The following is a 19,763-nucleotide window of genomic DNA, read 5'->3' as shown; positions in this document are numbered from 1 at the left end:
ATATTTAAATCTACAAAGCTGGTAATTCTTAAAACATGATAGTTGTCATACCCCAAGCTAGACCATTAACTGACAATTATCATGTTTTTTGTTGGGAGGCAATCCTAATTTTGACTTACATAGGTATGAAGCGATTATGTGTGATCTTGTTCAAAAATACAATGTTCCAGGGCCACGGTACACTAGTTACCCCACGGTACCCTATTGGGACTTGAATACTTTTTCCGGAGAACTCTGGAAATCAACCGTTGTAAAAGCCTTTCAAGAAAGTGAAGAAGAAGGAATCAGTTTATATATCCATCTTCCCTTTTGTGAAAGTCTATGTACTTTTTGTGGATGCCATAAACGCATCACCAAAAGACACGAGTTGGAACAACCTTATATAGTATCCGTTCTTAAAGAATGGAGATTATATTGTGACCTTTTTGAATCCAGACCTACCATAAAGGAACTACATCTAGGAGGTGGTACTCCAACATTTTTCTCTCCCGAGCATCTAAAAATGCTCATTGAGGGAATCTTGGAATTGGCCGATATGGACAAAAACCCAGAGTTCAGTTTTGAAGGTCATCCCAACAACACTACCAAAGCGCACCTAAGGGCACTTTATGATGTTGGGTTCCGGAGAGTTTGTTTTGGCGTTCAGGATTACAATGAAACGGTACAAAAAGCCATCAATAGAATACAACCTTTTGAGCATGTTGAACAGGTGACCCAATGGGCTAGGGAAATAGGTTATACCTCAGTTGGCCATGACATCATCTATGGACTCCCGTTTCAAACCAGCTCAGATGTTGAAAACACCCTGTTGAAAACAAATGCCTTGAGACCGGATAGGATTGCTTTTTACAGTTATGCCCATGTTCCATGGATAAAAGGAAACGGGCAAAGGGGATACAATGAAGATGACCTTCCTTCCTCAACTGAAAAAAAGACACAATATGAGATGGGCAAGAAGATGCTTGCCGAATTTGGATATAAAGATGTGGGGATGGATCATTTTGCACTCCCTACCGACAATCTCTACCATGCGCTGGTAGATGGTTCTTTGCATAGAAACTTCATGGGGTATACGCCCAGTAAGACCAAATTAATGATTGGTTTAGGAGTTTCCAGTATTGGAGACAGTTGGTATGGTTTTGCACAAAATGTAAAAAGCCTTGATGAATACGAACATTTGGTCAACAGCGGAGTCATCCCAATCTTTAGGGGACATATTTTGACCCAAGAAGACCAGATTCTTAGAAAGCATATCCTGAACATCATGTGCCAGTTTGAAACCCACTGGGGTAAAAATGAGATTGAATCAGTGGATTTTGACAGGATTATTGAAAACCTGACCGAAATGCAATCGGATGGTTTGGTTGAAATAGGCGCAGATTATATCAAAGTTACGAGCAAGGGCAGGCCTTTTGTGAGAAACATCAGCATGGCTTTTGATCTAAAACTATATCGAAAAAAACCTGAAACCCGAATATTTTCCATGACAGTTTAACCTTAAAACAAGAAACAAATGAAAAACATCATTGTACCCATAGACTTTTCGGAACAGTCTGAAAATGCTCTTAAAGTAGCTGCTACTTTAGCCAAAGATCACGATGCCTCATTGTATGTGCTCCACATGTTGGAACTTTCTCCGGCCATTATGAGCGAGTCTGGCTATGTGTCCCAGGAACAAGTGGTCCACCTGCTCAAAATTGGTGAAAAGCGATTTACCGATTTCCTGGACAAACCTTACCTAAAAGGTGTCAAAATAGTTCCCATCATCAAACACTATAAAGTGTTCAGTGAGGTGAACGATATAGCTGAAAAACACGATGCAGACCTAGTAGTTATGGGGTCCCATGGTACAGATGGTCTACAAGAAATCTTCATAGGGTCCAACACGGAGCGTGTTGTGAGAAACTCAGACATTCCTGTTTTGGTAATCAAAGGAGAGGTAGACAAATTTGAACCTAAACACTTTGTTTTTGCCTGTGATTTCCAAGAAGAAAATGTTCCTGCTTTGCACAAGGCACTAAAGATGTCGAAACTCCTTAAATCAGAATTGCTTCCGGTATATGTAAACACCCCAGGGGATGAATTTCTAAGTGCCAATGATGCCAATGCCAAAATCTCCAAATTCTTGGATGCTGCAGGATTGGGTATGGAAGTAAAAATCTATGATGATTATACTGTTGAAAAAGGAGTGCTCAACTACAGTGATGCTGTTAATGCCGATCTTATTGGTATACCCACACACGGTAGAAAAGGGCTGTCCCATTTCTTTATGGGAAGTATTGGCGAGGATATTGCCAATCACTCCAAAGCCCCAGTAATTACATTTAAAATCTAGTTGATTGCGTTTTTGATTGGTTTAATGCAATGAAAGAAGGGAGGCTTAACAACCTCCCTTTTTTTTGTCGTTACATAATTTGTTATTCCTTAAATCTCTCATGGACTTTTCTGTCCAGCGCTTCCCTATGATCTGGATGCGCAATGGATGTTAGGGCCATTGCTCTCTGACGCATATTTTTACCAAAAAGATTTACAACGCCGTATTCTGTGGCCACATAATGCATATGTGCCCGTGTTGTGGTCACGCCTGCACCTTCTTTTAGGAAAGGAACAATTTTAGAAGTTCCTTTTTTGGTAGTCGATGACATGGCAATGATAGGCTTACCTCCTTTAGACAATGAAGCTCCGCGGATGAAATCCATTTGGCCACCTACACCAGAAAAATGGTATCCTCCAATGGTATCTGCACAAACTTGGCCTGTGAGGTCAATTTCTATAGCACTGTTAATTGCCGTCACTTTTGGATTTCTTCGAATCCTGGAAGTTTCATTGGTATAACCAGAATCCCTAAAATCGCATATGGGGTTATCATCAACGAAATCATATAGTTTTTGTGATCCAACGGCAAAACAGCTCACTATTTTGCCCCGCTTAACCGTCTTTTCTTTTCCGTTGATCACCCCACTGGCCAACAAAGGCAGCACCCCGTCTGAAAACATTTCGGTATGGATACCAAGGTTTTTGTGATTCCCTAGGTTGGTGAGGACAGCATCAGGTATGTTCCCAATTCCCATTTGAAGGGTTGCTCCATCATCAATCAAGGAAGCCACATGTTTCCCAATCTCATGCTCTATCTCGGAGATTTCTGAGGGTTCGTGTTGGTGAATGGGTCTATCCACCTCAACGGCGTAAACTATTTCATCAACGTGTACAATTCCGGTACCATGTGTTCTGGGTACCATTGGATTTATCTGGGCCACGATTTTTTTTGCGGTTCTCACCGCAGGGAGGGCCACGTCCACCGATACTCCCAATGAACAATATCCATGTTTGTCTGGAGGTGAAACTTGCACAAAGGCTACGTCCAATGGAAGATATCCATCAATGAAAAGCCGTGGTATCTCACTCAAAAAAATGGGAATGTAATCGCCATGGGAACTATTGACCCATTTCCTTACATTACCCCCTACAAAACAAGAGTTAAGGTTAAAAGCTTTATGGTAAGGCTCCTGCGTGTACAAGGCCTCCCCCTCTGTATGGATGGAGATAATTTCTACATTTTCAAGTTCATTATATCGCTGACACAATCCGTCTATAAGTTCATTTGGGGTCATAGCCGCTCCTTGGAAGAAAACCCGGTCACCAGGTTTTACTATAGAGACAGCTTCTTCAATGTTTGTTATTTTCATGTTTTCTTGGCTAATCTACTGCTATAAAAATAAGAAGGATCATCATTGTTGACAATCCTTCCTGAAGTTTAAGGATTAAATCATTGTTAATTGTTCATTATTCTACCCATACCGCAACTCACAAAAGACTTTGCCTTAGCGGATATGGAATTTGGATCGTCGATGGCGGGGTAACCCATACTTTTCAATGATTCCTTGACTTTGGTCATCTCCTGTTCGGATTCAGCTTCAAAAGAAACCTCACCCTTCTCAATTTCGACCTCTACCTTGGAAACCCCTTCCAATTTTTCAAGATTTTTTTTGATGGTATTGGCACAACCACCACATTTTAAATTCTGTACTATTATCTGTGTTGTCATTGTATTAAAGCATTGTTTTAGGTTCAATGAATCTTGAAACTTCCACATTTTTGGTCTTGATATCAGCAAAACCTCCGGCTACATCCACAAAATTCTCCCAACCTCTTTGTTTTAGAATAGAAGCCGCGATCATACTTCTATACCCTCCGGCACAATGAAGCACAAATTCATTGTCCTTTGGAAATTCGGCCAAATGTTGATTGATCACATTTAATGGAATGTTGACCGCTCCAATTACGTGTTCAGAGTCAAATTCACTTTTCTTTCTAACATCTATTACCAAAGGTCGGCTGTCATTATATGCTAAAGCAAACTCATCGGCGTTCATACGTTGTATTCTATCAATTTCCTTTCCTGCCTTTTTCCAACTCTCAAAGCCATTTTCCAAATAACCCAAGGTCTTGTCGTATCCAACCCTGGACAAACGAATAATGGCCTCTTCTTCTTTACCTGGTTCGCAGACCAATAGGATTTCCTGTTTCACATCTGGAATCATTTCACCTACCCATTGTGCAAAACTTCCTTCCAATCCAATATTTACACTGTTGGGAATAAATCCTTTGGAAAAAGTTTCTGCGTCCCGAGTGTCCAACACCAAAGCACTGGTCTCATTGGCCGCAGCTTCAAATGCTTCTGGAGACAAAGGATTAGTTCCCCTTTCCATAATGGTGTCGATACTTTCGTATCCTTTGATGTTCATGAGCACGTTCTGGGGGAAATATCCAGGAGGCGCGGTAAGACCTTCCAACAATTCTTTTATAAATTCTTCTTTGGTCATGTCCGCCCGTAGGGCATAATTTGTTTTTTTCTGATGACCAAGTGTATCTGTTGTTTCACTGCTCATCTTTTTACCACATGCTGAACCTGCCCCATGATTGGGATAAACAATGAGTTTATCGTCCAATGGCATTATTTTGTTCCTGAGGGAATCAAATAAATGCCCTGCTAATTTTTCTTCGGTAAGCTCGGAAACAACATGTTGAGCCAAATCTGGCCTTCCTACATCACCAATAAAAAGGGTGTCTCCCGTGATTATTCCATGTTCCTTACCGTTTTCATCTATTAAAAGATAGGTGGTACTTTCCATGGTATGCCCTGGAGTGTGAATTGCTTTTACTTTGTAATCACCCACAGTAAATATTTGACCATCTTCGGCAATCAATGCATCGTATCCTGGTTTTGCAGTTGGGCCAAATACTATTGTTGCTCCGGTTTTCTCCTTCAAATTCAGGTGCCCGCTCACAAAGTCGGCATGGAAATGGGTCTCAAAGACATATTTTATTTTGGCCCCATCGTGTTCCGCTCTATCTATATAAGGTTTTACCTCCCTTAGGGGGTCAAAAATGGCTGCCTCTCCCCTGCTTTCCAAGTAATAGGCCGCATGGGCCAAACATCCAGTATAAATTTGTTGTACTTTCATGATCGTTAAGGATTTAAGTTACTTTCTAAAGGTAAAATCATCTCATTTTCATTTCAGTAACTTTAGTTGCAAAGCTGCTTCTTTTTTAGAGTAAAAAATATGATATCGGTCAGCGGTTAAAAATGAAATTCTTTGGTTAGTGACATTCCATGTTGCTCGACGCCATTTCCACTTGGGAGGGTGCTTTTGGAGATACGTATGGAATACCCAAGCCGAGACCCCTTAGAATAAAAAGTGCCCCAATGATGATTACAAAGACCGGTACAAATTTTTGCACCATTTGTCTTGTCCCCTTTTTAAGAAAAGAACTGAAATATACTGCAGAAGTCATTAAAGGAATAGTTCCAACTCCGAATAAAATCATGTACAATGCTCCCTCAAAAGGATTTCCCAGCGCAATTGCTCCCAAAAGGGCCATGTAGACGAGACCGCAGGGTAAAAACCCGTTCAAAAACCCAATGGTCAAAAACGTATCTGGGGTCTTTTTTTGAAGTTCGGCACCTAGTCTTGATTTTATCTTGCCAAGAAGTCGATACACCGGTTTTGCCACACTGAACTTTTTTACATGCCTTGCAGGAATAACGACCAAAAGTATCATTACCGCTCCAATCAATATGGAAAGTTTTTGTTGAAAGCCAAAGAGATAGAGTCCTTTACCAACTAATCCAAAAACCAATCCCATTAAGCCATAGGCCAATGCTCTTCCCAAATGGTAAATCCCCATCTGCATCAATTTTTTGGCCTTGTTGTCACGGTCTAGAGGCAACATAAAGGCAATGGGGCCGCACATGCCCAAACAGTGCAAGCTTCCTACAAGACCCAATACCATTGCCGATAGCAGCATATTTAGTATACCAGTTTTTCTTTGTGCAAAAAGGTACTACCTTCATAGTTCCATTTTACAATAATGTCCCAGCGACCGTCCACCAAGCGATTGTCAGGTATGAGCAAATGTGTTTTGGACAAACTTATGGGAAAGTCAACATCCAAGTGCTTGTTAGACGGTCTGTATAGGGACACTTTTCCTGTTATTTTCTTTGGGTCAAACTGTTCAGGAAAAAACAGCGTGATTCCTTTTTCTGATTTTTCAACCTTTATAATGGCACCCTTTTCGGATGCTGTCTTAGAGGCATCTATTTCTTCTTGGTAGGCCAGTTCTTTTTTATAGTATTCCTCAGTGACCAAGTCATGGTTGGCACGGTCATCTGTACTCATCCTGAATACAAAATACAGAATGAAGGATATGAATGCTATGAAAGCCAAAACGATACCTGTCCCCCAGTTGATTTTCATCTCTACTTTTTTTAATTATAACTTCGTGGTGCTAAAAACTGGGTTATGGTGGTTTCAATCAATTCCTCACCACTATACACCCCAATTTTTAACTTGTCCTTGTCCCCTGTCAATGCAGAGGCATTTATTTCAATGAACAATGTACCTTCGGCCAATTCTTCTGCTGGAACCACAAAACTGTCTTGTGACACCATTTTTATTTCCCCATTATGGGAAAGCAACTTGAAAGAAACATCTTCTACATCCTTAGCAGTTTTGTTCACCAGTTTATAGGTGTAGACATTACTGATAATATTATTGTCCTTTCGTTCATATAATTGTCCTGGAAGCCTAAGGATATTTGCTTCCAACTCATTTCTCAAAAAGAGCATCCCAACGAGAATACCAATCAAAATGGTAAGTACCGCAGTATAACCCTTCATACGTGCAGTGAACTTAAATTTTGACTTGTTGGTTATCTCATCCTCACTTGCATAGCGTATCAACCCTTTTGGTTTATTGATACTGTCCATGATATGATCGCACTCATCAATACAAGCTGTGCAATTAACACATTCAAGCTGAGTACCATTTCTGATGTCTATGCCTGTAGGGCATACGTGCACACATTGGAAACAATCAATACAGTCACCGTGTCCCAATGCATCTCTATCTTCATTTTTCCTGAACTTCTTTCTTCCATTTTCTCCTTCTCCCCTTTTATGGTCGTAGGCCACAACAATGGATTTGTTGTCCAACAGTACGCCTTGAAGCCTTCCATAGGGACATGCGATAATGCATACCTGTTCTCTGAACCAAGCGAAGACAAAGTAGAACACACCTGTGAAAATCAACAACGGGACCATGGTTCCCAAATGATTCATTGGTCCATCCAGTATGTATCTGATCAGCTTATCACTTCCTATTAAATATGCCAGAAAAACATTGGCAATCAAAAAGGAAATAATGAAAAAGATTATCCACTTGGTTAATTTTTTTCTGATTTTCTCACCGGTCCAGGAGGAACGTTCCAAGCGCATTTGCGCACCACGATCTCCTTCGATCCAATATTCTATCCTACGAAAGACCATTTCCATAAAAATGGTCTGCGGGCACATCCATCCGCAGAATATACGTCCGTAGGCTACGGTGAACAGGGCAATGAAAATCACCCCAATGATCATGGAGACCACGAACAAGTGAAAATCTTGCGGCCAAAAAGGAAATCCAAAAATATTGAACCGCCTCTCCAGCACATTGAACATTAAAAATTGGTGCCCATTGATCTTTACAAAGGGCGAAGCAAATAAAAAGATCAAGAGCGCATAGCTCACATATTTGCGATAATCATAAAACCGTCCACTAGGCTTTTTGGGATTGATCCAGGCCCGTTTCCCTTCTTTGGTAATGGTACCAATGGAATCCCGAAAATTTTCCTCCATTGCAATTTTGTTTAATTATAAGGTCGCGACATAACTGTCGCGACCTCATTCTACTTAATTCATGGCCACATCTGTGGAATCCGAGACTTGTTCCATCTCGGGTGTTTCGGTTTCTTGTGGTTGTTGTGGTGCATCTGGGTCTATCCAAATCTCACCTTCAGGTGCTTTTGGGTTTTCTGGTGTGGTTCCGACCAGAGTTAACACATAGCTAGACACCTGAGCTATTTCGGCTGGTTTAAGTGTTTGTTTCCAGGCTATCATTCCTTTTCCGTCTCGACCTCCTTCGGAAATGGTATTGAAGACATTTTTGATGCCTCCACCCAAAATCCAATACTCATCGGTCAAATTTGGACCAATACTTCCTCCTCCGTCAGCAGTGTGGCATGCAACACAGTTGGCCACAAAAATCTTTTCTCCTGCACTAAGGTCGGCAGCATCTGAAAGGAATTCCACCGTATTTACGTCCACCAAATCCTTGGCGGTCTTTTTATACTCTTCAATTGCTATTTTGGCTGCGGCAACTTCTTGTTCGTACTCCAATTTTTGGTCATAATCCCCAGCTATGTGGAATCGCACCAAATAAATTACTCCAAAGACGATGGTCGCATAAAATAGATATACCCACCAAGGAGGCAAGACGTTGTCAAGCTCACGGATTCCATCATAGTTATGGTCCATGATAACCTCGCCCTCACGCTCAATGGATTTACTTTTGGTAAGGCTCTTGAGCATGTTCTTGGCCCATTTCCATTCTGGTTTTTTGGCCTTTGAAGCTAAATAACGCTCCTTGGCCTCTTCAGAAAGGGTTTGAAACATGATGTTCTCAATAGACTTCAAAATAAGCTCAATGGCTATTAGAAGCATCAATACCATGAGCATAAAAAACTGCGTAATGGGGTATTCTATAATCGCCGGTTTATCTCCTGAATCTATAAAGTATTCCATTAATCCGAAGATCAAAAAGAATAATACGGGGACCCTAATCCACCAGGGTGTTCTTGTGCTCATAATATTATAGTTTGTGTTGATCGTTATTATCCAATGGTAGTTCTTCCATCTCTTTTATGTGTTCTTTTGATGCTGTAAGCACCCACCAAAAAAGGGCCACAAAGAACACGAAGAAGATCAAAAGGGATATCATGGGGTAGTTGGCCACCCCTTCAATACCTTCCATATGACTTTTTACAAATTTTAGCATGGCTTAGTTGTTTTGAGATAGTTCTTCGGCATCCTTGACCTTAATATCTGTTCCCAATCTTTGCAGATAGGCAATCAGTGAAACAATCTCCCTATCACGCATCTCCACAAAGTCTTCTCCATTTTCCTGCGCATATTTCTTGTCTGCCTCATAGGTTTTTACAAATTCTGGATCGGCATAAAGATTCTTTTCAATCTGAAGGGCTTGTGCAGCCATATGCTCTGGAGCATTGGCTATGTCCTCCTCTGTATACGGTACGCCCAGTTTCACCATGGTTTCCATCTTGGCCTGCACCGCAGAGCGGTCATGCCTATTTCTAACCAGCCATTGATACGCTGGCATAATGGATCCTGCCGAGGTACTTTGCGGATCGTACATGTGGTTTAGGTGCCAGTTGTCTGAGTATTTGCCTCCAATACGCATCAAATCGGGACCTGTACGTTTACTACCCCATAGGAAAGGGTGGTCGTAAACATATTCACCTGCTTTGGAGTATTCTCCATAGCGCTCGACCTCACTTCTAAATGGCCTGATCATTTGGGAGTGACAGCCTACACAGCCTTCACGGATATATAAATCTCGTCCTTCCAACTCCAATGGAGTATATGGTTTTACGCTTGTGATTGTTGGGATATTTGATTTTACCAATATGGTTGGAACAATCTGAACAATACCTCCAATCAGAATAGCTATGGTAGCCAAAATTGTAAGTTGGATTGGTCTTCTTTCCAACCAATTGTGGAATGTTTCACCAGCAACACGTCTTTTGGACACTCTTGTCAATGCAGGAGCTTCGGCCAATTCATCTTCCACCTTGCTACCAGATTTTATGGTCATCACAACATTATATAGCAGGATGAACATTCCCAGGATATAAAGGCTTCCACCTATAGCTCGCATCCAGTACATTGGGATAATCTGGGTAACGGTCTCCAAGAAGTTACCGTAAACCAATGTTCCATCTGGATTAAAGTCTTTCCACATCAAGGCTTGGGTAAATCCGGCTACATACATGGGCAATGCATAGAGCACGATACCCAAGGTACCTATCCAGAAATGGAAATTGGCCAATCCCTTGGAGTGCAAGCTGGTCTTGAACATTTTGGGAACCAACCAGTAAATCATACCGAAGGTCAAGAACCCGTTCCATGCCAAGGCACCAACGTGAACGTGTGCAATAATCCAATCACTAAAGTGAGCAATGGCATTTACATTTTTAAGGGAAAGCATTGGACCTTCAAAAGTCGCCATACCATAACCTGTAATGGCCACTACCATAAATTTCAGTGTTGCGTCGTTACGAACTTTGTCCCAAACTCCACGCAAGGTCAATAGTCCATTGATCATACCACCCCAAGAAGGAGCAATCAACATTACGGAGAACACAACTCCAAGGTTCTGTGCCCAGTCTGGCAATGCGGAATACAACAAGTGGTGTGGTCCAGCCCAAATGTAAATGAATATCAATGACCAGAAGTGGACGATTGAAAGTCTATACGAATAGATAGGTCTGTTTGCCGCCTTGGGAACAAAATAGTACATCAGCCCCAAAAATGGAGTGGTCAAGAAAAATGCCACTGCGTTGTGCCCATACCACCATTGTACCAGGGCATCTTGAACACCTGCATAAACAGAATAACTTTTAAGGGCCGATACTGGCAGCTCCAAGCTGTTGAAGATATGAAGCACCGCTACCGTAACAAACGTGGCTAAATAGAACCAGATTGCCACATAGAGGTGTCGTTGTCTTCTTTTTAAGATCGTTCCAATCATGTTCCATCCGAATACCACCCAGACCACGGCGATGGCCAAATCTATAGGCCATTCCAGTTCTGCGTATTCTTTGGACGTAGTGTACCCGAGTGGCAACGTCAATGCTGCGGCCACAATAATCAACTGCCAGCCCCAGAAATTGAAATTGCTAAGAAAATCACTGAACATCCGAGCCTTGAGCAACCGTTGAAGGGAATAATATACGCCTGCAAAAATGGCATTTCCCACAAAGGCAAAGATTACTGCATTGGTATGCAAGGGACGTAAACGTCCAAAACTTAGCCATGAGATACCATCCGTGACATTGGGAAATAAAAACATAAAGGCCAATAAAAGGCCTACTAACATTCCAACCACACCCCAGAGTATGGTGGCGTATAAGAACTTTTGCACGATTTTGTTATCGTAGCGAAACTGCTGTGTCTCCATATTTATTGGTTTGTACTTTTCTTTTGTTTGATTAAGTTATTGTCCTGGTTTGTTTTGTCCGCGTCATCCACAATCTCATCTTCAAAGAGCATCCTGACCGATGGGGTATAGGTATCATCGTACTGCCCGCTTCTAACAGAAAATACAAAAGCGGCAAAAAAGGCCAAGGCTACAGTAATGCTTATGGCCAATAACACATAAATAACACTCATACCTATCTTAAATTGGTGGTAAAACTACAGTGATGGTCCTGTGCAAAAAATGACATATATCAGCTTTCAAAAATTTTTAATTTCCTACCTATAAAATTTGTGCACAACGTCGCGAAAACCACTATACTAATGGAACTCAGCGGCATTAATATGGCTGCAATAACTGGTTCTAACTGCCCCGTTACGGCAAAATATAGCCCTACGATGTTATAACACAATGAAAAAATGAAACATAATTTAATGATTTTGATTGAGTTTTTGGACAGTTCCAAAAATGTGGGCAGTCTGGTAAGATTGGAAGCATCCAAAATACCGTCACATGCCGGAGAAAAAACATTGATGTTCTCCGATATGGCCACACCAACATCACTTTGAGCCAAAGCTCCTGCGTCATTCAATCCATCACCAACCATGAGCACATTGTTTTCTTTTTGTAATTGTTTTATGTACTCCAATTTATCTTCCGGTTTTTGATTGAACAAAATATTGGCATTGGAAGGCAACAAATTTTGCAATTGTTCTTTTTCTCCATCATTATCGCCCGACAACACCCCTAGTTGAAACTTGTTTTCCAGTTCTCCAAAAATCTTGCTCACTCCATCCCGATAGGTGTTTTTAAATACAAAACGACCTTTGATGTCCTCATCCGAACTTACATACACGGCTGTACTTGTCATTGAAGGGGATTGTTCTTTTCCCACATAGGCAGCGGAGCCTACTTTTATGGAACGGTCATTAACCCTACCTTCTATTCCTTTTCCCGTATGCTCATTGAACTCATCGAGCGTCATGATTTCATTTGACTTCAGAATTCCGTACAGGGACCTACTCAACGGGTGGTTGGATGCGCGCAATGTGGTTTTTAGAAGAGCCTTTTCATCTGCGGTCAACTCAACTCCTTCATAAAGAATAGTTTCTTTTTGTGCTGTGGTCAAGGTTCCGGTCTTATCAAAAATGGCAGTGTCAATTTTTGAAAGCCTTTCTATGACATTGGTATTCTTTAAATAAAATTTATGTCTTCCGAAAATACGGAGCATATTGCCCAAGGTAAATGGCGCGGCCAAGGCAATGGCACAAGGGCAAGCAATAATCAATACCGCCGTAAACACATTCAAGGCCATACTGGGCATGTAAAACAACCAAAAAGTGGTGGCCACCAATGCAATACTCAGTACAGCCAAGGTGAATCGTTTGCCAATACTATCGGTTAGGGTCTGAAACTGACTGACCTTGTCTTTTGAAAAGACGGAATTGCTCCACAATTGGGTCAAATAACTTTGCGAGACCGACCTCAACACTTCAACCTCCATAACTCCGGACAATTGTCGTCCTCCAGCAAAGAGTTTATCCCCTGATTTTCTGAAGACCGCCTGAGATTCACCGGTAACAAAGCTATAGTCAATTTCTGCATCGCCCTTAATCAAAATACAATCCACCGGAATGATCTCCTGGTTGCGAATCAGGATACGGTCGCCCACTTTTATTTTATAAATCTGAATATTTTCCTCTTTGTCATTCTCACCCAATCTGGTCACCGCAATGGGGAAGTACGATTTATAATCGCGCTCAAAGGAAAGATAGGCATAGGTCTTTTGTTGGAAGAATTTTCCGAGTAGCAGGAAAAAGACCAGTCCGGTAAGGCTATCAAAAAATCCCGAGCCCAGATCAAAGATGATATCCACAGTGCTTCGGAGAAAAAGTGTCAAAACACCAAGGGCAATGGGAACATCTATATTGAGCAGCTTGGATCTAAGTCCTTTGTATGCAGATATAAAATAGTCTTGCGAGGCATAAAAAACCACCGGAACGGAAAAGGCAAACATCAACCACCTAAAAACCAGTTTGTATTGGTCCAGCCAAAATTCCTCAACTTCAAAATATTCTGGAAATGACAACAACATGACATTTCCAAAGGCAAAACCAGCAACTCCCAATTTGTAAATAAGGGAGCGGTCCACCCGATTTTTTTTCTTGTTGTATGCTTCCAATGAGATGTATGGCTCATAGCCAATGCTTCCCAGAAGTAGCACGAGTGATTTAAGGGAAAAATCTTTTGTTTTATAGGTTACCCTGATGGTTTTTTTAGGAAAATCTACCTGTGAACTGGCTATTGCACCATGCAGGCGATTCAAATTTTCCAAAACCCAGATACAAGAGCTACAATGAATGGAAGGGATACTCAAACTTACCACCTGCACCCCATCTTCGTTGAATTCCAGAAGTTTTTCCGCAATTTCCTCGTTATCGAGAAAATCGTATTTTTTCCGAACCTCTTTGGGTGTTGTGCCTGCTGCGGCCTCAATTTCATAGAAGGTGGAAAGGCCGTTTGAAGTAAAGATTTCATAAACGGTCTTACAACCATTACAGCAGAAATCCTTATCATCAAAATGGACTTTGTGTCTTCCACAATCGTCACCACAATGATAACATGTCATGTTTGCCATTGACATTTGCTTTACCTAGGACAAATTTGTGATACTCTCCCTATTAAAAATATGACATTTATCAGTTATTGTTATTCTGTTTACCCTTAAATTTGTTGTTCCAGGTAAATCAATCTCGAGTAAGTTATGGAGAGCAGGTGTGAAAATTGCATCATAAGACAGTTCAATTCGCTGCGTGCCATGAGCAAGGAGGAGTTGCAACAAGTATCCGATTCCAAAGTCACCAAAAAAGTCAAGAAAGGAGAACATCTTTTTGAGGAAGGTGAAAAACTCAATGGGGTATATTGTGTACGAAACGGAGTTTCTAAACTCTCCAAGCTTAGCGCAAATGGAAAAGATCAAATTGTAAAATTGGCCACCAAAGGTGAGGTCATTGGGCAACGATCTGTAATTTCCGAAGAGCACACCAACCTTTCTGCCATAGCGGTAAGCGATATGGAAGTTTGTTTCATTCCTAAGGAAAGCATCAACCATACCTTGCAAAAAAATCCAAACTTTACCTTGGAAGTATTACGGCATATGGCCCATGATCTTAAAGAGGCTGATGACGTTATTGTCAATATTTCGCAAAAAACTGTGAAACAGCGTATCGCCGAAGCTTTTCTTTATCTGAAGAACAATTTTGGCGAGGATGAGGAAGGTTTTTTGGCGTTGACCCTTTCCAGGGAAGATATTTCCAATGTAGTGGGCACCGCCACTGAATCTGCAATCCGTATAATTTCCGAATTCAAGAAAAATGGGCTAATTCATACCTCCGGTAAAAGAATTGGCATCAAGAACGAACGGAAACTTTTGGAGATGGTCGAGGGCTTTTAACCTTTCCTGAGAATCAAAAGCTGACAATTGTCATAGAATCCCCCTAAGCTTAATGCTAATTTTATTGCATCCTTATTTTTTAGTCGGATGCAAAAGATTTTAATACCTACAGATTTTTCGGAAAACGCATGGAATGCGATAGACTATGCCATGCAGTTGTTCCGTGATAAAAGTTGCACCTTTTATCTGCTCAACACCTACACTCCGGTGATTCCCAGTAGCCGATTCATGGCCAAAATGGTGGACGGCGTACGCATTGTTGATGCGGTAAGGGATTCTTCCGAATTAGGATTACAAAAGACGGTATCCCAAATCAAAAGCAAATACAGAAACCCAAAGCATAGCTTTGAGACCATATCCTCGTTCAATCTTTTGGTTGAAGAGGTAAAGGATATTGTGGATTCTTTCGGAATCAATTTGGTGGTCACCGGAACCAAAGGAGCCTCTGGGATTGATGAGGTTTTTATGGGAAGTAATACGGTACGCATAATAAAGAATGCCAAAAAGTGCCCCGTATTGGCCATTCCACAATCCTTTGAGTATGTAACTCCCTCAGAAATTGCCTTTGCCACGGATTTCAATCGTTTTTATACGGTATCTGAGCTAAGTCCTTTGTTGGAAATGGCGAAAATGTTCAATGCAACAATCAGAATAGTGCATGTGCAATATGGTATTAAAGCCCTGTCTGAACTTCAGCAGTTCAATCTGAACATGTTGCGCAGGTATCTAGGCGAGGTGGAACACTATGTCCACACGGTTTCTGAGCTTCACTCAGTTTCCCAAACTTTGGAAATGTTCTCAAAAGAGCTGGACATACATTTGTTGGCATTGCTGAACTACCAGCACAGCTATATGGAAAAAATGACCAGGGAGCCCATTATCAAGAGAACGGCTTTCCACACCCAAATACCATTATTGGTCATTCCAGAGCTGGGAATGGAAGGCATATCCGTTGAAGTGGAGGAAGAGGAACAAGAGCAAGCTACTTCCGAATAAGCCATTCATCGAAAGTATTTTTAAGTTTTCTACCTATAAACCAAAAGAGTCTGAGGTTAATCCCCTTTGTTTTGGCTATTCCACATAGGCAACCTGAAGATAGCTCTCCAAATGTTCTATACGAAGTGGTTTTGCAATGAATTCCTTTACGTATTTGCCATATTTCTTGGCCTCTTGACGATCTGAATCCAAAACAGAGGAAGTGACTAAGAGTACTTCAACACTCTCAGGGAAGTTCTCCAAAACCATGAACTCCAAAAATTCAAAACCGCTCATTTCTGGCATATTGATGTCCAATAGGACCAAGGTTCTGTCATTTTGGTTTTCACGAAAGCGAAGATCATCCAATGCTAACTCAGGGTTGGTAAAGCTCTTGAGCTTTTCCTCCATTCCCATTTTCCTGAAATGGACTGCATTAATAGTGTTCACCAAATCTTCATCGTCTACTAGGTAAATCTCTTTATACATACTGGCGGATTTAGTTATTAATACCTAAAACTTTCCTGGTTAGTGTATTGCAAAGTTGGCAAAAAAACCAACACCTACATAAATACAACACCATTTGTTAAGATTTATTGTTGCATTTTAGTAAGAAAATATCTTAATCAAGTAAGAATAAAGTTATATTTAAAAAAGAAATGTAAGATTTTAATAGTCTTCCATAATTCAATTTCAAACCAATTAAACAATAATTTAGTTTAATTTGTGAACATAGATTTCTTGTACATTTAACCCTAATCGTAAACGTAGAAAACGAATTGACTGCCACTCCGATAATTGACTATTTTTCCAACTATTGGCCACTGGGTGAGAAAACCAAAGACATTCTCAACCATAGGGTAATCAAACAAAAACTGAATAGGAAGTCTCTTATTCTAAGAGAAGGACAAGAATGCAATCATTTTACTTTTGTTGTCAAGGGATGTTTAAAAATGTATATGATTGATGAGAAGGGAAACCATCATAACCTACAATTCGCCACTGAAAATAATTGGATTACCGATTATGGGAGTTTTTATAATGAGGAACCCAGTGATTTATACATAGAGACCATAGAACCTTCAGGTATTTTGCAGCTAAAGAAAAGTGATGTTTTCTACCTGTATGATCACTCCCCCATATTTGATAGGAATATTAGAATTGTTATTGAAAATACATTTATAGAGCAACAAAAGAGATTGCTTCAGACTATTAGCTCTACTGCGGAAGAACGGTATCAGTATTTCTTGAAAAGATATCCCAATTTATCCAATAGAATCTCCAACGTTCAAATTGCCTCCTATATAGGGGTCACTCCAGAATTTTTGAGCATGATACGAAAAAGAATTGCGGACAAATAGCAGTTTTTCTTAAACTATCTTATAGTTACCCCTCAAAAATGCATTGTAGGTTTGCATAAACTCATACCAAGTTCAATACAATGAAAAACAGGGTATTGCTTATACTCTTATCAGTTCTTGTCGGTAATCTTGCGTGCAAGAAACCTAAAACCAACAATACCATGATCATAGAAATTACCAAGTTTCAGCTTAAAGATGGAGTAACCGAGGATATCTTCAATCAGGCCTCTTTGGAATTCAATAAAAACTATTGCTCTCGTTGCGAAGGACTTGTACGCCGTCACCTTGTTAAAACAGATAACGGATATATGGATATTTTCCTATGGAAAAGTAGAGAACATGTTGAAAAGGTTCAAGAAACATTCATGCAAGATGAAGACGCCATGAAGTTTGCCAGCATGATCGACACCGTAGGTTTTGAAATGAAAAATTATGAAGCTGTGGGAATTTATAACTTTAATAATTAAATTACAGCAAACAACCAGATATGAAAACAATGACTTGCAGACAATTAGGTGGAGCATGTGACGAAACGTTTTCCGCCAATACATTTGAGGAAATAGCCGAAATGAGCAAAAATCATGGTATGGAAATGTTTCAAAAAAATGACGAACTCCATAAAAAAGCAATGGCTGATATGCAAAAACTAATGCAATCACCCAATGCAATGCAGGAATGGTTCGATAATAAAAGAAAGGAATTTGACGCACTTCCATCAAATTAATGGAAACTGTGTGACCCTTAAGTTATTTGCGCAGATTTTTGAAAAAATCCATGATTGACTCAGGTAAATTGACATCCCTGTTCAAGTTCCCTAAATAATTGGGCCAGTCACTAAAACCTGGGTTGTTGAAATGATGTCCTCCATTCACAATCTTAACCAAAGAAATCTTTTTGCGATTTTCAAAGACATAGCTGTAAATCACAGCAAGTGAATTGTCTTCTTCTACCTTATCATTGACATGCAAAAGCTCCTCTGATACTATTTTACTTCCTTGGTTTAAGTCGAGCCAATGATTCAACGTTTGTTCCGTAGATAGAACCTTTCCTCTAGAGATGCCATCTTTGGCTTTTACCTCCCCTCCAAAATAGGGGTTTATTGGATCGGACGTGCCATTTGCAATAAACATGGAAACGGGAGTATTACCCAGATTACAATCATCATTGTCCTGGGTGGGAAGGTTGGCCCCGACCACTGCGAATCCATTGAATCTGTCTGGCCTAACTTTGGCCAACTTGTATACCATGTGCCCTCCATTGGAAAATCCAACGACAAACACTTTGTTTTCTTTGATGTTGTATTTAATGCTCAGTTTCTGAACGATAGCTTCAAAGAAGCCAATATCATCCATATTCTCCAGTTTTGTGGTATACGTTGCCTCTTTTCGGCAGTCGTTCCAAAAATTGTCAAACCCTGAAGGGTAAATCACAATAGCATCTTTGTTTTCTTTTGCTATTTTTTCGAATCCGTTACCGGTGACCGCGCGCATCAAGTCCACAGACATAGTAGCTCCGTGCAGTACCATAATAAAATCGGGGTTAGACCGGATCAAAGGTGGTTCGTAATAGGTAAAACCTCTTTGTATTCCATCCATATTAATGGAATCAGAAACTATATCCTGAATCTTTTGGCTCCTGCATGGAGTTAAACAAATCAGAAATAAACCCGAAATAATCAATGTAAGCTTGCTCAAAATCTTTTTCATACGAAATAATTTTCTTCAATACACTATTTGGCTACTCTGAGTATAAAAAGCAGGGGTGGCCAAAAAACCAATCCCCTGCTCCAACATCATACTATTTTAAAGTGATGTTGTACACGCAATCAAAACCAACCGTTCCATTTGCAAAAGCCGTCATATCCAAAATAGCGTTAAGGGTTGAGCCTCCTTTGGACCCCTCAAAAATCCCTGTTCCGCCAACAAGATTGGTTCTAGCATCGTTCAATTTAATGGAGGCACTGAGTGTTCCCTCGTCCACTGGTCGCATATCGATTAAATTGTGCATTACCAGGGTGCCTTTATCTTTGGCAAAAGTGAAAATGGTAAAATTTTCTCCTTTCATGCTTCCATCTGGAAATGTTTCCGCTGCCACATTGATATCTGTTAAAGTTCCCAACTTTTCTCCTGTGGAATTGTCAAAAAAGTCCATGGTAAAAGCATTCCCTGTTACTTGAAAACCTGTACCCGCTATAGAAAAGTCTTGGACGGGCTGAGCAGTTGCGATACCCACTGCATTCAACGACAAGGCTTGTGGGTTTTTTTCACTGGGTACATAATCCCCATCATCATCGCTACATGAAATCAAGGTAAAACTGCATACTAAAATTGCGGTTAAAAACTTGCTAAAGTTTAACATAACTGTTTGTTTAAAGAT

Annotated in this window: 21 protein-coding genes; 7 read left to right on the top strand and 14 right to left on the bottom strand. The window is 40.5% G+C overall.

What is annotated here, in order from left to right; all coding sequences use genetic code 11:
* Positions 1 to 136: 136 nt before the first annotated feature.
* Both hemN and DX873_RS13340 read left to right on the top strand, forming a co-directional pair.
* Positions 137 to 1,495, top strand: coding sequence for an oxygen-independent coproporphyrinogen III oxidase (gene hemN, locus DX873_RS13345; RefSeq protein ID WP_181899510.1), 1,359 nt, complete (start codon positions 137 to 139; stop codon positions 1,493 to 1,495).
* A gap of 18 nt (positions 1,496 to 1,513) precedes the next feature.
* Entirely contained in the window at positions 1,514 to 2,335 is an 822-nt protein-coding gene (locus DX873_RS13340; protein ID WP_116184988.1) for a universal stress protein, read from the top strand.
* Between the two features lie 82 nt (positions 2,336 to 2,417).
* On the opposite strand, the gene DX873_RS13335 is transcribed toward DX873_RS13340, so the two are convergent.
* The 11 genes from DX873_RS13335 to DX873_RS13285 form a co-directional block, all read right to left on the bottom strand.
* On the bottom strand, positions 2,418 to 3,686 hold the full coding sequence (locus DX873_RS13335) for an acetyl-CoA hydrolase/transferase family protein (protein WP_116184987.1): 1,269 nt from the start codon (positions 3,684 to 3,686) through the stop codon (positions 2,418 to 2,420).
* 86 nt (positions 3,687 to 3,772) lie between these two features.
* On the bottom strand, positions 3,773 to 4,045 hold the full coding sequence (locus DX873_RS13330) for a heavy-metal-associated domain-containing protein (RefSeq protein WP_116184986.1): 273 nt from the start codon (positions 4,043 to 4,045) through the stop codon (positions 3,773 to 3,775).
* 4 nt (positions 4,046 to 4,049) lie between these two features.
* Entirely contained in the window at positions 4,050 to 5,465 is a 1,416-nt protein-coding gene (locus DX873_RS13325; RefSeq protein WP_116184985.1) for an MBL fold metallo-hydrolase, read from the bottom strand.
* Between the two features lie 136 nt (positions 5,466 to 5,601).
* Positions 5,602 to 6,309, bottom strand: a complete 708-nt coding sequence (locus tag DX873_RS13320) for a sulfite exporter TauE/SafE family protein (protein WP_116184984.1) — start codon at positions 6,307 to 6,309, stop codon at positions 5,602 to 5,604.
* A 2-nt stretch (positions 6,310 to 6,311) separates the two neighbouring features.
* A complete protein-coding gene (locus DX873_RS13315; RefSeq protein WP_116184983.1) occupies positions 6,312 to 6,758 on the bottom strand; it encodes a FixH family protein in 447 nt (148 codons plus the stop codon).
* Positions 6,759 to 6,769: 11 nt separating this feature from the next.
* On the bottom strand, positions 6,770 to 8,179 hold the full coding sequence (ccoG, locus tag DX873_RS13310; RefSeq protein WP_116184982.1) for a cytochrome c oxidase accessory protein CcoG: 1,410 nt from the start codon (positions 8,177 to 8,179) through the stop codon (positions 6,770 to 6,772).
* A 54-nt stretch (positions 8,180 to 8,233) separates the two neighbouring features.
* Positions 8,234 to 9,187, bottom strand: a complete 954-nt coding sequence (locus tag DX873_RS13305) for a cbb3-type cytochrome c oxidase N-terminal domain-containing protein (protein ID WP_116184981.1) — start codon at positions 9,185 to 9,187, stop codon at positions 8,234 to 8,236.
* A 4-nt stretch (positions 9,188 to 9,191) separates the two neighbouring features.
* Positions 9,192 to 9,377: a CcoQ/FixQ family Cbb3-type cytochrome c oxidase assembly chaperone gene (locus DX873_RS13300; protein ID WP_116184980.1), complete on the bottom strand. Its 186-nt coding sequence runs from the start codon at positions 9,375 to 9,377 to the stop codon at positions 9,192 to 9,194.
* A 3-nt stretch (positions 9,378 to 9,380) separates the two neighbouring features.
* Complete coding sequence (ccoN, locus tag DX873_RS13295; RefSeq protein ID WP_116184979.1) at positions 9,381 to 11,579, bottom strand: cytochrome-c oxidase, cbb3-type subunit I; 2,199 nt, start codon at positions 11,577 to 11,579, stop codon at positions 9,381 to 9,383.
* Positions 11,580 to 11,581: 2 nt separating this feature from the next.
* Positions 11,582 to 11,791: a cbb3-type cytochrome oxidase assembly protein CcoS gene (gene ccoS / locus DX873_RS13290; RefSeq protein WP_116184978.1), complete on the bottom strand. Its 210-nt coding sequence runs from the start codon at positions 11,789 to 11,791 to the stop codon at positions 11,582 to 11,584.
* Between the two features lie 59 nt (positions 11,792 to 11,850).
* Entirely contained in the window at positions 11,851 to 14,235 is a 2,385-nt protein-coding gene (locus DX873_RS13285) for a heavy metal translocating P-type ATPase (RefSeq protein WP_116184977.1), read from the bottom strand.
* 126 nt (positions 14,236 to 14,361) lie between these two features.
* Here DX873_RS13285 and DX873_RS13280 point away from each other — a divergent pair, with 126 nt between their 5' ends.
* Positions 14,362 to 15,051: a Crp/Fnr family transcriptional regulator gene (locus DX873_RS13280; RefSeq protein ID WP_116184976.1), complete on the top strand. Its 690-nt coding sequence runs from the start codon at positions 14,362 to 14,364 to the stop codon at positions 15,049 to 15,051.
* An 87-nt stretch (positions 15,052 to 15,138) separates the two neighbouring features.
* Positions 15,139 to 16,047 carry a universal stress protein gene (locus DX873_RS13275; RefSeq protein WP_116184975.1) on the top strand — a complete coding sequence of 303 codons (909 nt, stop codon included), beginning with the start codon at positions 15,139 to 15,141 and terminating at the stop codon, positions 16,045 to 16,047.
* A gap of 75 nt (positions 16,048 to 16,122) precedes the next feature.
* Here the strand turns inward: DX873_RS13275 and DX873_RS13270 are convergent, their stop codons facing one another.
* Positions 16,123 to 16,515 carry a response regulator gene (locus tag DX873_RS13270; protein ID WP_116184974.1) on the bottom strand — a complete coding sequence of 131 codons (393 nt, stop codon included), beginning with the start codon at positions 16,513 to 16,515 and terminating at the stop codon, positions 16,123 to 16,125.
* 290 nt (positions 16,516 to 16,805) lie between these two features.
* On the opposite strand from DX873_RS13270, the gene DX873_RS13265 reads away from it, so the two are divergent.
* The 3 genes from DX873_RS13265 (at position 16,806) to DX873_RS13255 (ending at position 18,111) form a co-directional block, all read left to right on the top strand.
* Positions 16,806 to 17,387: a Crp/Fnr family transcriptional regulator gene (locus tag DX873_RS13265; RefSeq protein ID WP_116184973.1), complete on the top strand. Its 582-nt coding sequence runs from the start codon at positions 16,806 to 16,808 to the stop codon at positions 17,385 to 17,387.
* Positions 17,388 to 17,548: 161 nt separating this feature from the next.
* Positions 17,549 to 17,854 (top strand): hypothetical protein, encoded by a 306-nt coding sequence (locus DX873_RS13260; protein WP_147296667.1) that lies wholly within the window; start codon positions 17,549 to 17,551, stop codon positions 17,852 to 17,854.
* 20 nt (positions 17,855 to 17,874) lie between these two features.
* Complete coding sequence (locus DX873_RS13255; protein ID WP_116184971.1) at positions 17,875 to 18,111, top strand: DUF1059 domain-containing protein; 237 nt, start codon at positions 17,875 to 17,877, stop codon at positions 18,109 to 18,111.
* A gap of 22 nt (positions 18,112 to 18,133) precedes the next feature.
* On the opposite strand, the gene DX873_RS13250 is transcribed toward DX873_RS13255, so the two are convergent.
* Both DX873_RS13250 and DX873_RS13245 read right to left on the bottom strand, forming a co-directional pair.
* The gene (locus tag DX873_RS13250) at positions 18,134 to 19,093 is read right to left on the bottom strand and encodes a CE1 family esterase (RefSeq protein ID WP_116184970.1); all 960 of its coding nucleotides are present in this window, start codon (positions 19,091 to 19,093) and stop codon (positions 18,134 to 18,136) included.
* Positions 19,094 to 19,184: 91 nt separating this feature from the next.
* Positions 19,185 to 19,745 (bottom strand): hypothetical protein, encoded by a 561-nt coding sequence (locus DX873_RS13245; RefSeq protein ID WP_116184969.1) that lies wholly within the window; start codon positions 19,743 to 19,745, stop codon positions 19,185 to 19,187.
* Positions 19,746 to 19,763: the final 18 nt, after the last annotated feature.

Source organism: Flagellimonas nanhaiensis (assembly GCF_003382275.1).
Taxonomy (GTDB): Bacteria; Bacteroidota; Bacteroidia; order Flavobacteriales; family Flavobacteriaceae; genus Flagellimonas; species Flagellimonas nanhaiensis.
The sequence above is the reverse complement of the archived record's forward strand: the minus strand, read 5'-3'. Positions and strand labels throughout refer to the sequence as shown.